Origin of the sequence: Pseudocolwellia sp. AS88 (assembly GCF_030551755.1) — a bacterium.
Lineage (GTDB): Bacteria > Pseudomonadota > Gammaproteobacteria > Enterobacterales > Alteromonadaceae > Pseudocolwellia.
The window spans coordinates 124,292-141,232 of the sequence record NZ_JAUPEC010000004.1 but is presented as its reverse complement, the minus strand read 5'-3'; the positions used below and the strand labels follow the sequence as shown (position 1 = coordinate 141,232).

13 protein-coding genes are annotated in these 16,941 nt (G+C 36.2%); 9 read left to right on the top strand and 4 right to left on the bottom strand.

Going from position 1 to position 16,941, the window contains the following annotated elements:
* Positions 1–124: 124 nt before the first annotated feature.
* The 6 genes from Q5N69_RS04695 to Q5N69_RS04670 all read left to right on the top strand — a co-directional run bounded on the left by Q5N69_RS04695 (position 125) and on the right by Q5N69_RS04670 (position 5,839).
* Positions 125–727: a TonB family protein gene (locus Q5N69_RS04695; RefSeq protein WP_304367697.1), complete on the top strand. Its 603-nt coding sequence runs from the start codon at positions 125–127 to the stop codon at positions 725–727.
* Positions 728–780: 53 nt separating this feature from the next.
* Entirely contained in the window at positions 781–1,374 is a 594-nt protein-coding gene (locus tag Q5N69_RS04690; protein ID WP_304367696.1) for an RNA polymerase sigma factor, read from the top strand.
* Positions 1,371–2,093 (top strand): TonB family protein, encoded by a 723-nt coding sequence (locus Q5N69_RS04685; RefSeq protein ID WP_304367695.1) that lies wholly within the window; start codon positions 1,371–1,373, stop codon positions 2,091–2,093. The genes Q5N69_RS04690 and Q5N69_RS04685 overlap by 4 nt, the downstream gene beginning before the upstream one ends.
* Before the next feature lie 81 nt (positions 2,094–2,174).
* Positions 2,175–2,882 (top strand): SIMPL domain-containing protein, encoded by a 708-nt coding sequence (locus Q5N69_RS04680; RefSeq protein ID WP_304367694.1) that lies wholly within the window; start codon positions 2,175–2,177, stop codon positions 2,880–2,882.
* Positions 2,883–2,983: 101 nt separating this feature from the next.
* On the top strand, positions 2,984–3,589 hold the full coding sequence (locus Q5N69_RS04675) for a DUF1294 domain-containing protein (protein WP_304367693.1): 606 nt from the start codon (positions 2,984–2,986) through the stop codon (positions 3,587–3,589).
* A gap of 177 nt (positions 3,590–3,766) precedes the next feature.
* A complete protein-coding gene (locus Q5N69_RS04670) occupies positions 3,767–5,839 on the top strand; it encodes a TonB-dependent siderophore receptor (protein WP_304367692.1) in 2,073 nt (690 codons plus the stop codon).
* Positions 5,840–5,967: 128 nt separating this feature from the next.
* On the opposite strand, the gene Q5N69_RS04665 is transcribed toward Q5N69_RS04670, so the two are convergent.
* From Q5N69_RS04665 to Q5N69_RS04650, 4 genes are all read right to left on the bottom strand, one after another.
* Positions 5,968–7,203, bottom strand: coding sequence for a serine hydrolase (locus tag Q5N69_RS04665; RefSeq protein ID WP_304367691.1), 1,236 nt, complete (start codon positions 7,201–7,203; stop codon positions 5,968–5,970).
* Between the two features lie 2 nt (positions 7,204–7,205).
* Positions 7,206–8,387 (bottom strand): cytochrome c family protein, encoded by a 1,182-nt coding sequence (locus Q5N69_RS04660; RefSeq protein ID WP_304367690.1) that lies wholly within the window; start codon positions 8,385–8,387, stop codon positions 7,206–7,208.
* A 45-nt stretch (positions 8,388–8,432) separates the two neighbouring features.
* Positions 8,433–10,532 (bottom strand): serine hydrolase, encoded by a 2,100-nt coding sequence (locus Q5N69_RS04655; protein WP_304367689.1) that lies wholly within the window; start codon positions 10,530–10,532, stop codon positions 8,433–8,435.
* Positions 10,533–10,634: 102 nt separating this feature from the next.
* A complete protein-coding gene (locus Q5N69_RS04650; protein WP_304367688.1) occupies positions 10,635–12,992 on the bottom strand; it encodes a TonB-dependent receptor in 2,358 nt (785 codons plus the stop codon).
* A 530-nt stretch (positions 12,993–13,522) separates the two neighbouring features.
* Between Q5N69_RS04650 and Q5N69_RS04645 the strand changes: the two genes are divergently transcribed.
* From Q5N69_RS04645 to lexA, 3 genes are all read left to right on the top strand, one after another.
* Positions 13,523–14,902 carry a M24 family metallopeptidase gene (locus tag Q5N69_RS04645; RefSeq protein ID WP_304367687.1) on the top strand — a complete coding sequence of 460 codons (1,380 nt, stop codon included), beginning with the start codon at positions 13,523–13,525 and terminating at the stop codon, positions 14,900–14,902.
* Between the two features lie 131 nt (positions 14,903–15,033).
* Positions 15,034–16,056, top strand: coding sequence for a DUF1838 family protein (locus tag Q5N69_RS04640; RefSeq protein WP_304367686.1), 1,023 nt, complete (start codon positions 15,034–15,036; stop codon positions 16,054–16,056).
* 248 nt (positions 16,057–16,304) lie between these two features.
* On the top strand, positions 16,305–16,919 hold the full coding sequence (gene lexA, locus Q5N69_RS04635; protein WP_304367685.1) for a transcriptional repressor LexA: 615 nt from the start codon (positions 16,305–16,307) through the stop codon (positions 16,917–16,919).
* Positions 16,920–16,941: the final 22 nt, after the last annotated feature.

The following is a 16,941-nucleotide window of genomic DNA, read 5'->3' as shown; positions in this document are numbered from 1 at the left end:
ATTTAAATAAATAATTAACCCCTTTTTCATTTTCTCTTCGTTCTACTAAAGAACATGTTTCTAAGAAGTACAAAATCTGTGTGATCACCGCTCTTATTAATTAAAGATAAACAGAGGAATCAAAATGAAAAAGACATTCAGTATAATATCGGCAGCAAGTATCGTTACCTTTAGCTTATTTATTTTTATGGCGTATTTAGTGAGTAGTGATGAGGTCAGAATAACAGAATCTTTACCGCCTGTTTTTGTTGAAGTAAATCAGAACAAACCTGATACACCACCAAGAACTAAAGTAAAAAAATTACTAGAACCGCCAGTAGCTCCCAAGCCTATGCCAAAACTTATTACGGCTGTTGATAAAGGCACAGGTGTTACGTTAGGCGACGTTATTAGTATTAAACCACCGACTAATACGAGTGTTATAGGAGAAATACCAATTGCGCCAGATCATGACGCTCGACCTATCGTACGTATTAGTCCTAAATATCCTATTACTGCAGCACGTGATGGTATTGAAGGTTGGGTTAAGTTAGCATTTGATATTAATAAGTTAGGCGAAGTAGTTAATATCTCAATACTTGACTCAAATCCAAAACGTATATTTGATCGGGCAGCGAAACAAGCACTTAAAAAATGGAAGTATAAAGCTAAATCAATGGCGGGTGAGTTTGTGAATCAAACAAATCAAACGGTGCAATTGGATTTTAATATGGACCAACAAATATAAGGTGTTAATTTGAAGTTATTTAATTCTCATGTAAAAAATATGATGGTAATTATTTGAACTTGCCATCAAAAATTAAAGGCTGGCTGAGCTCTGCTCAAGTTGGCCTTCCTTATTTGAAGCAAAGTGCTAGTCCTGAAGAGGTCATGGCGCAGTATATTGCTACGGGTAAAAAATATTATTTAACACGACTGGTAAATGAATTTAATGGCAGTTTGTATCACTACTTATTAACTCAGTCGGATAAAACGACTGCTGAAGATGTTGTACAAACAGTTTGGCTTAAAGTTATGAATAGCCAAAGTCAGATGACTCCTACCCATATAAAAAGCTGGTTGTTTACAATTGCACGGAATACGTTAATTGATGAATTAAGAAAGCAGAATAAGTGGCAATATGCAGAATTTGATGATCAACTATCTGATTCTCATAATCTCGAACTTGCATTTGAAAAAGAAACGCAACTTAACCTCTTCAACCAAGCGTTATCGGCTTTACCTTTTTTGCAAAGGGAAGCTTTTATCTTTCAACAAGAAGGCTTTTCTTTAATGGAAATAGCAGAGTTGACTCATGAATCACAAGAAACCATAAAAAGTCGCTTACGTTACGCTAGAAATCATCTTAAAAGTAAAGTTGGAGCTAAATTATGAACACTGAAAAGGGTCGAGATCAGTTTGATAAAGATATCGATGCTCTTTATTCGCAGCGGAAAAATACGATTCAAGCACCTAAAATAAACTTTTCTGAAAAGTCTGTAAAACCAAGGTTGAGAATAAAAGAAGTATTTTCTATTTTAGCTTTAGGCGGTGTAGCCTCATTTGGTATTTTTGCGGTTATTAATCATTTTGCTTATTTACCTGATCAAACTATCGAACAAGATGTCGCAGCTATGGTATTTGTAGATACGATTGAACTTGAACGTTTTGATAAAGACAGCCAAGCGATTAATATGCAAAAAGAAAATCTGACAACTCGAGTAAAACCAACGCTTGAGCAACAGCCTGAAAGAGTATTTGAATTAAATGCGAATATTCACGTTAAACCGCAACCAGCCAAAGCCATAACTTTAGACAGCAGCAAAGTGAGTAAGATAGCATTGATTCCAAATGCTTTAGAGCATGAAGTGTTACAACCAACTTTTAAGATTATGCCTTCTATTAATCGTGTTTTATCATCAAATTTTAATGGGAGAGTAAAACTTGCTTACAATATAACTAAGGAAGGTAAGGTAGAAAACATTAAAATAATACAAAGTAATGTACCTAGAGATATAGAGAAGTCAGCCAAAAGAGCTTTGTCTCAGTGGCGATATCCTCAACAGGAAACTAAAGATAAAGAGCTACAAGTTGAATTTAAGTTTAATGATTAGCGATATCTTTTAGCTAAATCTATATGCATGTGTTCAACACTCCTAGCTTAACTTAACGACATTTTAATTAAGGAAAATATAATGAGATACATAATTGCACTTTTAGGATGTATGAGTTTTTTTGCTACTGCCGCATCATTACCCGATGTTCCCCACTTTTATGTAAAAGGTACAGGCAAAATAACGGTAGTACCTGATACAGCTCAAGTATCTTTTTCAATTGTTACACGCAGTAAGGATCTTGTAGAAGCAAAAAAAGAAGCTGATACTTTATCGGCAGCGGTTATCAAAATAGCTAAAGACTATAAGCTGGATGCAAAAGATATTTCAGCATCTGAGCTTTATATTCAACGTGAAACTCAATACGACAATATTACCCGTAAGCAGGTGTTTATTGGCCATAAAGTCACACGCTCTGTTCAGTTGTACCTTAAAGATTTAAGTCGTTATTCTTATTTAGTTCAGAGCTTAGTTAATGCCGGTATTACTGAAATGCAAGGTGTTAAGTTGATGGCATCTAATATTGATGAATTAACTAAAAAAGCTTCATTACTTGCTATCGCTGACGCTAAAGAAGCAGCGAAGGAATTAGCAAAAGGCTTTGAGGTAAACCTAGGTCAGCTATATCGTGCATCTGCAGAAGCTATTCGTGGTGAAGCTGCTTATTCAAGCAGTGCGATGATGAGTATGAAACGAGATTCAGCTCCAGCAAATATAGTTAATGGTGCTTTTGAGCCCGGTTCTATAGACGTTGTTCAATCGATTTATGCGGTATACCTTATTGATTAAATAATGTTTTATCAAAATAGTTATTTTAAATATGGCTAAATACGGATTATGCCCTAATATTTAACTAGCGTTTAGGTGAAGTATTAATAAAGGATTATTAAATGCAATTAAAAGGGAAGTTAATTAAGTGGGATGAAGCCAAAGCTTTTGGTTTCATTTTACCTAATGGAGGAGGAAAGCATGTGTTTATTCACAAAAATGCCTTCTCTAACAAGCAACGTACACCTCAGATTAATGACATCATTACTTTTTCTATCACTAAAGACAAACAAGAGCGTTATTGTGCCGATAATGCTTACTTTACAGGTGAAAATATAAAACCTAAAAAGTCGAAAAAGTTTAATTGGTTTTCAATTTATTTGTCTTTCATTTTTATGGCATTTCTATCTCTAGCATTTATTTTAGGTAATATCCCTCAGAACTTACTTTTGCTCTACGTCATAACCAGTGTACTTTCTTTCCTCGCCTATGCATTAGATAAATCAAAAGCAAAGCGGGACGCATGGAGAATTAAAGAAAGCACCTTACATTTTATTGCTGTGCTTGGTGGTTGGCCAGGTGCTGCTCTTGCGCAACAAGCACTTCGTCATAAATCACAGAAAAAAGAATTCAGAATCGTCTATTGGCTCACTGTTATTATAAATTGCAGTGTTTTAGTTTGGCTTATGTCATCTGATGGTAATAATCTTTTGGCAATATTTAGCTAAGAGTTTTTAACCTCAATCCTCACACTTAGTTCTATTGTTTTTACGTCTTACAATTTCCCCCTGATCAACTTAATAAAGATTTCTTTACTTCATTATTACAAATAGGAATTGATATCATTCGCGTTTGTGTTATTATCCGTGCCACTTAAAATAATTGAACAAATGAATGGAACTGTAATGAAGTTAAGTCATGTTTTTATTAGTGTTAATCTTGCGCTTTTTTCGTTGTCGAGTGCAGCTGAAACAAAAGACAATAATGAAAAAGATATTGAAGTAATTAAAGTAAAAGGAACCTATTTTAATAATTACCAAGTTGAAAACGCTTCAGGTGCGATGCGTGCGAATGTTTCTTTGCTAGAAACTGCACAATCAGTCACCGTTATTCCAGAAACAATTATTGATGAACAGTTAGCAACTACGTTAGGCGAAGTGCTAAACAATGATGCGAGTTTATCGCCAGGTTCTAAACAAAGAAACCGCGAAGTTTTTAGCTCGAGAGGCTTTGAGTTAAGCTCGTCTACAGGTTATTTAAGAGACGGTCATCAGCATTGGTCTCATTACCAACAACCTATTGAAACTTTGTCTCGTGTTGAAGTGATCAAAGGCCCATCAAGTATTTTATACGGTCAATCTGCTCCTGGTGGCTTGATTAATATGGTAACTAAGCAACCAACAGCAACACCTTTATTAGAGTTGAGTGCAGATGTTGATCAAAACGGCTCAACTCGTTTTATGTTAGATGCAGCCGGCGAAGTTTTTGAAGATACAAATTACCGTGCAGTTGTCGTTAAACAAGATGTTGATTTTGAGCGTGAGTATTATAATGGTGAAGAGCGTGAACGTGATCGCTTTTTAGGCTCGTTAGTTGTTGAACATAAACTAACAGATAATTTTATTATTAATGCTTATTACGACAGGACTAATGATAAAGCAGGTTTAGATACAGGCGCATGGATAAATACTGATGGCGATGTTATCAGTGATAAAAATGTTATTAACGATTTTTCTTGGGCATTTACAGATATTACGGTTGAAAACAAAGGTGTTAAATTAACTTACTTTGTTAACCCTGAATGGGAAGTTAAAGTAGGTTATAACGAACAAGACTTTGAACGACAACGTTTTGAGTCAAGCCCTAGTTACAGTACTGAAGCTAGCTATACTTCAAACCCATATGACCGTCATGACGATTGGAAATTCAAAACAGCTTTCATCGATATTAATGGTCAAGTATCTTTTGCTGGTGTTGAACACAATATCTTAATTGGAGCTAACAGCCTTGATTATTACTACGGTCAGTTAATTGAAAGAGGTGACTCAATTACTTTCACTCCTGGGCAAACTGAACCATCAAGACCTGATCTTGACTACAATAGAGATCTAACAGTGAGTGAAACTGAATACGATTATTATGGTATTTACTTTCAAGATTTGATTACCTTCAATGACCAATGGCAAGTTGCTATTGGTGGTCGTTACGATAAACAAAATAGAGAAGGTGCAGATAATGAGTCATTATTACCAAAAGCAGGCGTGTTATATCACCCAAATGAAGGTAGTACTATCTACGTTAACTATTCGGAAGGTTTTGAACCACAATCAAGCGAAACGATTAACGACGAGCTTGATCAAAACTTTGGTATGGAGATTGACGCTGTTACCTCTGAGCAAATTGAAATTGGTGCTAAATGGCAAGTTTCAGAACATTTATTGATCAATGCTGCAGCTTTTGATATTGAAAAGAGCGGTACACTCATAACTGAAGATCTTCTTGATAACTCTGAGTTTAGTACTGTAACAACTCAATCAGGCTTACAAGTTCATAAAGGTATCGAACTTTCTGCGCAAGGAGCCGTTACTGATAAATGGTTTGTGATTTCATCGGTAATGTATTTAGATGCAAAATTTGAAGAAGATGAAAGCTTTGAAGGTAATACACCTGTTGATGCACCTAAATGGTCAGCCTCTTTGTGGTCACGCTATGAGTTAACTGAAAAGTTAGCACTAAATGCCGGTATTTTTTACCAAGGCACACGCTTTGCTGATAGTGCAAATACTGTTGAGAAAGGTGCGTATAGCCGAGTAGATGTAGGTGCTGCTTATAAAACTAAATTTATGGGCAAAGATGTTGATTTACGTTTAAATATTGAGAATTTATTTGATGAAGATTACTTAGCTGGCGGTGGTATAAACAATGTAACCATTGGCGATGGTGCAACAGCTAGATTTGAAATTAAAACATCGTTCTAGTTAAGTTGAACTTGCTTATCCCGAGCTGAGGTTAACTTAGTCTGCTCAAATTATATAAAAGCCCTTGCTGAAATATTCAGCAAGGGCTTTTTGTTTTTATCAAACACTATATTTGAAATTAGATAAGATTAATCTTCGGTAGATTGGTCGTCTAATATACCTCTAATAATGGTATTAGGTATGTATGCGTTATCCCATTCTTTACCCACAGACCAGGTAAACCCGCCTGTACGTACAATCACTAGTTCTAATGACGGTATAATGTACACCACTTGATGTCCACTACCATCAAATAAGAATAAGTCAGAAGCTAAGTAAGGCTCGCTATGAGTAACACCAAACTTTTTAGGTGTGCCTACTTCAGTCCATGAACGTTTTGGTAAGTAAGGTTCGCCCAACCAAATGTGTAAACCCATCGCTGGATTAGCTGGAGAAGGTGCTAAATATTCTTGCATCCAATTATCTGGAAATAAAGATGAATTATTAACAACACCTTGATGAGCTAACATGATGCCAATACGCAACCAGCTTTCAGATGGAAGTAGTAAACAACATCCTGTATGAGCAAGACCTTCAGGGCGATTCATCATTACTTGACCACCTTGTGCCTCTAAAGGAACAATAAGTGATTTAGATAAGTATTCGCCATAAGGTTGTTTGGTCGCTCGCTCCAAAATTAAACCAAGTAAATCTGACACTACTTGGCTGTAATCATACACAGTACCAGGTTCATTAATCAGCTCGTAACCATTAATGATGACGTCTTCATTTTTACCTGCAATATATGAGCGAGTAAAGTTACTAAATGGGCTCATGTCTAAAGTATAGAAAGGTTCAAAACCTGCTGCCATATGTAACATGTTACGTATGGTTATTTTGGCTTTCTCACTACCTTGCCATTCGGTTATATAGTTTGAAGCAGGTTCATCTAGACTTTCTATATAACCATCTTTTATCGCACGTCCAATAACAATACCTACAACCATTTTTGCCATACTTTTTCCGACAATTAACGAATCGGGTGTGTAATCTTTAAAGTGCTCTCTAGCTTGTAATTTTCCTCGATGCCAAATGAGTAAAGATGTAGAGTTTCTTGCCGCGGCATAATCAGTGACATCAGCAATTGCTTGAGATGAAATCGTGCGTTCTTCAGGTTTTACTAATTTTAGAAGAGAGTGATCTCCACCTTTAACTGTATATTCTGAATCTTCCCAACCTGACTGTGGTAATACACCTTTGTTAGTGGCGATTAAGTAGTAGCGGTCCCAAAAACGAGTATCTTGTAAGTAAAGAGCACCGGCTACGACGATGCATACACCTAATGTAGCGCCAAGAACTTTAAAGGCCGTTTTTACTTTACTCATAATTAGTCCTGCTCAGTAGCTGAAATGTATTCTAAGAAGTCGATGACTTTCTCACGTCTAGCTGGATCTGATAAGTCTGTTTGTTGGTTCATTAAATTACCAGGAACAAGTTCTTGTCCATGTAATAAAAATTCAGATAAGTTATCTCTTGTCCAGAAAGTACCACGTAAGCCTGCGTCTATCATTGCTTTGGAATAACGACCATAACCTTTTACAGTACCTGCTTGACGGTTGTATACATTGACTAAATTTGGACCTAATAAATGGGTTTCGCTTACAGTTGCGTTATGACATTGAGTACACCACGATGCTGCTTTTTTAGCTTCAGCTAAACTTGCTTCATCTGGAAATATTTCACTTTTAGCGCGAGCTGGTATTAGTGCCGTTTTTGATTCAACTAAAACAGTTTCTGCAGCTGCAGTTTGATGCCAAGGTGGTAATACTTTAAAAGCAAAGTAAGGCAGGTACATAAATAGCACAAAGAATACTGCATAGATTGGCCAGTAAACCAATTTACGATTATTTGCCAAACTGTATATTGCTAGTGCAATAAAGTAATACATTGGCGTTAAAACATAAGTACCAAAAGCCGCTATTGGGTGAATTGATGGTGGTTTAGGTAAGTTAATTAGTAAATGTAAGATAATTAATAAAGCAACTGCAATACCAGGGCTTACATATTTTTTTAAATGAGAATAAAGATAAACAAATACAATACCAGAAAATAATGCAGCGGCTATATTTGAAAATGCAGAATGCATATAACCTGCTGTACCCCATGACCAATCGACAAAATGCGGTAAATTAAATACACCTAAGAAAGCCGTTTCTTCATCTTTAGCCCATGCTTGCGCTAAGCCATTTAACATACTGAAAAACATTAAAATAAAGAATAAGCTTACGCCTGTTCTTTTGCCGTCACTGAAGGCTGCTTTTAATTTTGAAACTACAGAGCCACCAGGCTTAAATAACCAGATAAGAAAACAAAATATTAGAAATACAAAAAGAGTAGCTCCTATACTTAAATGAGCATGATGAATGGCGTCACGCTCTGCACTTCCACGAATTAGTCGAGGAGCAACACCTGACCACCAATAGTGCCATGAGAATAAAATATAAAATAAAGCTGAAAAGAACAAACCAGCTTGCTCTAAAAAACCACCATTTTTTTTGTTAGTCGTCATATCTACTATCCTACTTCTATGATTGATAATTATTATGTATTTGGGTTATCTATGTTCAAAGCTTACAATTGTTGAGTAACCATCAAGTGGCATACTAGCGAAAGAAGTTGGAACCAAATTTTTGTTATTTAAATGAGCTTGAATAAAGCGTAAAGATATATCAGCAGCATCATCTAAGGCTTGCTGTTGTGGAGCTTCTGATTTATTTAGTCTACCGATTAGATTGCCGTAATAGTGATCAACACCATCTAACACCAGTAGGTAGTTATTGCCTGGTTTTGCACTTTCATAAGATATTTGATGCATCTTGTAATCAGGCCAAAATGGAGGAAGTACATCTTTAGTGCCTGTGATAACAAGTTGAGGTGTATCTAACGTTGACCAAGCTTCTGCTTTCAGTCTTTCTCCCATAGTACCGGGAGGAGATACCGCTATAATTGCTGTCGCTCTATCATCTTTTAAATTTTCAGGGATAGCTCGAGTTGAATCACCTTGAACTTGAAGACTTGCACCTCCAAGAATTTGTGCAGCTAAGGCGCCGTAAGAATGTCCCGCTGCTATATATTGGTTATTTAAAACTTGACCATTAAAATCGTCAATGTTTGAAAGTATTGTGTTTACCTGATCTGCTGTAACTTTCATATCAAGCACACGTGATGCAGTTAACCAATCACTTCCATGCTCTTCTCGTGCTTTTGTTCCTGCTTCAACACCACCAGAATCAAGATGGGTAGGTGCAGCTACAACATAACCTTGCTTAACCCAAGTATCGATTAAGTTGTGGTATGTATCTGCAGCTAAAAAACTACCATGTGAGAATACGATAAGTGGAAATTCACCAGAAACATTTGTAGGGTAAGTTATTTGTAAATTAATAGCCTTGTTATGGTCTGCACTAATGGTTGTATTACTAACTCCTACACTATATTCAAGAGTAGCAGTGTGATTTTCTACACGTTTCTCTGCATCTAAAGCACTGATTACTCTATTAGGTAAAATGGCATCATCAAAGTCCATGCGAGTTTCACCAACTCTAACAATAATGAGATCTCGTGAAGGAATAATATAAACACGTTGGCCACCAAAACCGTCAAAGAAAAGTACATCGTCAGCAATGTAAGGTTCTGAATGCAAAGCTTTAAAAGGACTTGATGCTGAATAGATTCGACGCTCTGAATAAGGTGTGCCACGCCACATTAAATATCCATAATTTGGATTATTTGCAGATGGACTCGTTGCTTCTTCAATCCATTGCTTTGGAACAACTTGCTCACCATTGATTTTTCCTTTATTTAATACCAGCAGACCAATACGTAATAAATCTTCAGGTTGCGCTATAAGGCAACAATAACCATGAGGTGTACCGTTTTTTCTATCCATCCATAAATAGCCAGGATTAGCAGCCATTTTTGACCAAATTTTGTCTTGCAAATAAGTTTCGTATGCCTGTCCTGTAGCTGATTCTAGTACATCAACTAATAATTGAGGATTGGTGTTTATATATTCGAATTCTGTTCCTGGAGCTATTTTTTGCGGTAATGAACGAGCAACGGCTGAAATATCAGGGTCGTTTAATAAACGCATAAATTGACTAAATAAGAAGAAGTTAGGAGGCTTTTTTTCTCCTAAACCTGAAGTCATCGTTAATAGATTTTTAACTGTAATTTGACCTAAAGGTTGCTCTACCCAATCGTTTATGTATTTTGAAGCGGGATCGTCAAGAGAAGTAATTTTTCCTTCTTTAACTGCTATACCAACCAACATTGATAACAGTGATTTGTGAATTGAGTGGGTTTGTGTGTAATTCTCTTTACTGTATGGAGCCCAGTATTTGTCGAATATCAACTCGCCACCTTGCCATACTAAAAATGCGCTACTATTAATTTTTTCTGCATAGTCAATTGCTTCTGCATATTGTTCGTTCATCGCATTATTGTTGTTTGGAATATGATCAAGCTTTTCAGCTTTTTGATTAAATGCCATCTCAACAGTGGGTTCGTACCAATCAACAACCCTCACTTGTTCAATATCTTTACTCGTGACAATACGTTTTAGGTAGGTAAAGTTGAAGGTAACAAAAATGGTGATAACTATTAGAGCGGTTAATAAAACAAGCCCTAAAGATTTGAGCGCTTTTTTGAACATTTACTTTTACCTTTTTACAATTAACAAAATTTAATTTTTAACTAAAAAGAGGGCTAATAGCCCTCTTTTTAGCATTGCAGTATTATATTTTTAGCTAGCTTATTAGAAGCTATATTTAGCTGAAAGGCCAATACGACGTAAATTACCCCAAGCAGGAACATAATCTACGAAGAATGGACTCGCGATATAGAATGCATTTGATACATATTCTTCATCTGTCGCATTTTTAACCCACAACTCTACAGACCAATCTTCTGAGCTTATTCCTGCACGTAGGTTAAGTAGTGTTCTTGATGGAATAGTTGCAGCGTTAATTTCTGATAAGTATTGCTCAGATTGATAAGCTACATCAGCGCGACCATAATAATTTAAGTCATTATTGATTTGGCCATCGTACTGTATACCAAAATTGAACTGTGTATCTGAACTTCTTTGTAATGTATTGCCACCGATATTTCCTTCAGCATCACATACTATACCGTCACATAAACCTGCTCTCACAAGACGTTGTGATACTGTTCCATCATCATAGGTTGCATCATTTAATGCTAAACCTGCGTTTAATGTTAAGTTGTCTGTAATCGCATAGGTAGATTCAATCTCAATACCTTTTGAAGTAGCAGCACCTAAGTTAGCTGTGATTGTTGAAGTCGTTGCTGTAGCGCCTTCTGCTGCAACACTTACTTGTAAATCACTCCAATCGATATAATAAATTGCGGCATTTAATGAAAGTCGACCATCTAGAAATCTATTTTTTGAGCCAATCTCATAACTAGTGTTTTCATCAGGACCGTAAAAACGTTCATCGTCAGGTAAAGGAACAAATGCGAAAGTTGCGTCTTGAACTACTGCATTATTGATACCACCAGATTTTAAACCTTGAGCGTAAGAAACGTATAATAAGTTGTCATCATTTACGTGGTAATCAAGAGAAACACGTGGTTTAAAATATGAATCTTCGTAAACAAACTCACCCGTTGCATCAGAACCTGTTTTCTCCTCGTCGGTATAACGACCTTCAGCAGCGAAAACAAGCTTATCATCCATAAATGGTATTGAAATTCGACCAAAAATCGCTTTTGATTTCGTTTCAGTTAATGCGTTATTTGTTACTCCTAAATCATCTTCAGTTATTGGTTCTGCAGACTCAAACCAAAGTGGAGCAGCAAAGCCTGCTTCACCATCATCTAGATCACGACCATCACTTGTATAAAGGCCTACCATCATATACAGACCATCTTCAGCCGTATATTCTAAGCGAAGTTCATGAGAGTCATAATCAAATTCACCAACAGGCAGTACAGTGAAAAAGTTACTCACTTGACCTGTAAAGAAGTCAGCAGTACCTACTAATGGGCTACGATCTGAGTTACCAGCACTAAATACTTCACCTTGTATATTGGCAAACTGATACTTAAGGTTCATTTCTGCGCTTAATTCATAAGTACCTGCAATACGAAGAATATCATTTTCCGATTTAGTATATGAACGTGGGTCTATTTGGAATCCAACTTCTGTTTCCGAACCAGCTTCTCTTGGTGTGTCTGGTATTTCACCACAAAGCACTTTTGAGAAACCAAACGATGAACCACCACAATTTAAATCGCCTGAAAAAGCCGATAATCTTGACTGTGCTTTACTTTCAGTTACAGCGTTAAAAGAATTGTAAGCAAGTTCTAAGTTAAGAGAATCTGTTGGTTGCGCTACAAAAGATATGCCATACGAATCGTTGTCCCAACCACCTAGGTCTTCATCAGTACCTAAGTCTGTTGCTAAATTAGCGCCTGGGTGTGAATTATCCCAATCACCATCATATTCACTGATTGAGCCGGTAACTTTAACTGCTAATACGTCTTCAATAAGAGGTACACTAATTTCACCAGAAAGATCTTGGCGTCCGCCGTCACCAATGGTGACTTCAACATCACCGTACATAAAAGATAGATCAGGTTTACGTGTTACATAATTTATTGCACCTAAAAATGCGTTCGCACCGTATAAAGCACTTTGCGGACCTTTTACAACTTCTACACGTTCCATATCTAATGTACCAAGGTCTAATGCATATTGACGTGGTATGTAGACACCATCGATAAACGTAGAAACATTTTGCTCTAATTGGTCAACACTAAATTGTGATGCACCACGAACAACAGGAGAACCAAAGCTACCATTAGAAAAATCTTCAAAGGATAAACCAGGTGTATATAGTGCAATATCGTCTAACTCTTCAATACTTTTTTGGCGCATATCTTTTGCTGAGAATGCACTCACAGATAAAGGAATATCAACTATTCTCTCTGCTACTTTACGTGCTGTAACGGTAATACTTTCAATATACTCTTTCTTTTCTGCTTCTGGTGTTTCAGCTTCTTGAGCCATTGTAGGAAGACTATGTAGTGAACTTAATATTGTCGCTACTGCTAAGGGTAAAGCTTTAATTTTAAAGTTAGTGCTCATGTGATGTTCCCGCTGCTGTGTTGTAATTGTCGTATTAAAGTGCTCTTAGTTTTAAGTATTGTGAGCATTCATTTAATCGTTCGGTATTGTTATTGTTTTTGAACTTCATAATGATACTAGTATATATCATTATGACTTTCAAGCATTACCTGATTAAAAAACAAACGTGCCTATGTTTTTGTTTTTTTCTTATAAAACATTGGTTTAATTGTTTTTATATACAAAAATTAGTGTTCTTTACATATAAAATTATTTTTAATTACGCTCAAATATACATAAAAAACATACTTTAATAGCATACAGAAATATTGAAATTAACGTCTATTCATAACATGAGTTTTGTTGTTAAGTTGACAAAGATCAAGGCTATACATTCCTTTATAAGCCATAAATGTACTTATAATTTATTTTATGAATAATCTTTCTATACAAATCTTATAAATCTTTATAAAGCTCTTTTGTAGATTATTTAAAGTTTGATGACTGATATTTTTTAATGTGTGTGGAAGCATGCATAAAAAGGAGTGAATATGCTTAGTAGAAGAGATTTATTAAAAGGTACTTTAGTTTTAGGTGGAGCTGCTATTGGCGGTGTAACCTCGAATTCAGCCTCTGCAAACTGGGGCATGCCTGAAACAAGTATAGATACAGATGGACGCTCCCTTATTAATTTACCTCATATTCACAAGATACTTGAGGAAAATAATTTAGACGGTTTAGTCGCAGTTAACCCTATTAATGTATTCTACTTAACTAACCATGTGAGTTTTTATGACAAAATGCAGCGCCGTGATGCAAGCTTTGCTGTGTTTCCTCGTGATAAATCAAAACCTACTATTTTAGTTGTTGGTAGCGGTGACCTTTGGACAATTGCTAATGCAGCCAAAGAATATCCAATGATTATTCCTTATTCACTACCAGCTAATTGGCAAGATTTTGAAGGTAAAACTCAAAGCGCCAAGGCTCCTGAGGCTTATTCTGGATTTTCAACAATTTGGGCACAAAATCCGTCAGGTTTCTCTTCTAGAGAAAAAGAGTGGGTAGCGATGGACGAGAAGTTTAAAGGCGAGTTTTCACCTACTCCAGAGCATGCGTTGGTAAAAGCATTGAAGGAGGCTGGTTTAGACAAAAGCAAAGTGGCCGTTGATGATATAAGTATACAGCTAACATTAGCTCGAGCTGGTCATGATAAAACAACATGTATAGAAGGTGACAACATTTTCAGAAAAATTCGAGTAGTTAAATCAAACGTCGAATTAGGGCATATGGCCAATATAGCAAAAATGAATCAAAAAGCTGCCATGAATATGCTTTCAAAGCTGGATAAAGGTGTTAATAATCATGAAATGGATCATATTTTTAGGGTAGAAGCTGCCAAACAAGGAGCTATGGTGACTTGGTTGGTGGGAGGCTCTGTTGGTGGGTTTCCAAATGGAGAGCTTGAAGAAGGTGTGCCATTTTTGATTGATGCTGTTAGCCAAAGTAATTATTACCATGGTGACTTTGCGCGGACTATAGTACTTGGAGAGCCAAGTAAAAAAGTACGAGAACGAACAGCACTCTTACAAGTTGGTTGGCAAGCTGCATTGCAAATTATGCGTCCAGGTGTACGTTATAGCGAGATAGAAAAAGTCGCTCGACATGCCATGGCAAGTAAGAGCGTAACTGTTCCTCCAATAGGTGTTATTCCTCATTCTGTAGGTTTACAACACACTGATGAACCTTATAGAGATAATGTTCCTTTTCTGGTTAAAGATGATCTAGTGCTAGAAGAAAATATGACATTAACTGTTGATTTCCCTTGTTTAGAGCTTGGTTGGGGTAATTGTCATTTAGAAGACTTAGTACGAATTACTAAAGATGGGGTTGAGCCCTTAGCAACAATAGATGATCCTTTGGTGATAATATAATTTTACATTTATTATTTAATTAACCTGAAAATACATTTGTAATTAACGATAAAGATATACTATTATAACAATTCGGTGGTCAGGAAAAGATAGACAAGATCGCCTCACTTAACGATAACTGGAGAGAAATAATGCAAAAGAAATCCAATGAGGTCGATTCAACTGTGCCTAATTCACGACGAAATTTTATAAAAACCGCTAGTGTCGCCATTGGTGGTACTGTAGCCGGCGCAAGTATTGGTACTGCGATGGCGTCTTCAGGTAAACCAAAAGATATGAAAGCACTTGGTGTTGATTACTCAACATTGAAGTACGATGATAATGAATGGAACCGTGATGCATTTGCTCGCTTAATGGGTGATTTAGATTTCGGTAAACAGAAGTTTGGTTGGTACAAAGGTACAGTAAAAGCTGTTATCCCTGGTCAAAAAATACAAGACATTTTAGGTTTTGAAGGTTTTTCTTACGCTAGATTAAAAGATAATGGTGACGGTACTTACCAAAAACTTTTACGAGAAGTAGGCTATTATACTGATCTTAAAACAGGTGAAGTTCTTGAGGAATATCATAATCCATTTCTTGATGAAACAGTAAAAGTTGTACATATAGCTAACGACCCGTTTAATCATGTAATATCACCTTTCTTCCCACAACCACCTTCATACGGCGGGTTAAATGGTGAGAAAAAGCCACCAAAAATTCCATTTATTAAAAAGTGGATTGATACTGGAAGTGGTAGCATATTAATGCAGAACAACATTAATTTGTTTTATCCATCAGCATTACAACCTGAAAAATGGCCACGCGAATCTGCTGGTAAAATGAATCAAGTATCAGAAATGTTTAACTACGTAATTGATAAAGATGATTTAGCTAACCCTAATGTTACAAGTTTAGAGTTCTCAGGTAACTGGACTCGCATAACACCATGGTTACCGTGGATGTTAATGGGGCAAGCGCCAGGTCATATTTCTTATGACTGTGTGATGGGTTGTTATGATACTGATGAAGTATTATCACCTAAAATACGTGCTTACGCTAAAAAGCATCATCCAGAATATTTTGAAGCACCAACTGAATGGAAAGATCCAAGTTGGTCTAGCCTTGAGCATTATGCTAATGAGCAAACACCTGCTCCAGTGAAAAAAGGTTAGTAACCGTTTTTAAATAACGAAAGTTATAAAAATTATTTAAATGGCCAGTACACTTATAATAAGTGTACTGGCTTTTTTATGTTAGGTTCAGGTTACATAGTCATCATTTATCACTTCATTATTTCTAAATTCATATATTTGTTCATAGAAAAAAATGAGTAAATACATCAGGCTTGCGTTTATTTACAGGCTGTATATACTGACAGTTATTACTGTTGAAAAATACAGGTTATAACCTAAGGAATATAATGCGCCCACTAACTCCTAGACAATCACAAATTTTCGATTTAATTAAAGAAAAAATATCTGAAACGGGTATGCCGCCAACACGTGCAGAAATAGCCGATTTTTTTGGATTCAAGTCTGCAAATGCTGCTGAAGAACACTTAAAAGCATTAGCTAAAAAAGGCTATATCAACATGTTACCAGGCACCTCTCGTGGTATTCGTTTAGCTGATGAGTTTGTTGAGCAAGATGGTTTGCCACTTATTGGTAAAGTTGCTGCGGGTGAACCTATTCTTGCGTTAGAGCATGTTGAAGAGCATTACAAAATAGATGGAACTCTTTTCAAACCAAGCGCAGACTATTTACTTCGTGTTGATGGTGAAAGTATGAAAGATATTGGTATTCTTGATGGTGATTTACTTGCAGTACACCAAACGACTGATGTTAAAAATGGCCAAGTAATTGTTGCTAGAGTTGAAGATGATGTTACGGTAAAGCGTTTTAAACGCGAAGGTAATGTTGTTTATTTACACGCTGAGAATGAAGATTTCTCTCCTATTGTTGTCGATCTTGCTACCCAACACTTTAATGTTGAAGGTATTGCTGTAGGTGTTATTCGCGCAGCAGACTGGATGTAATACTAATTTATTGTTAATACCA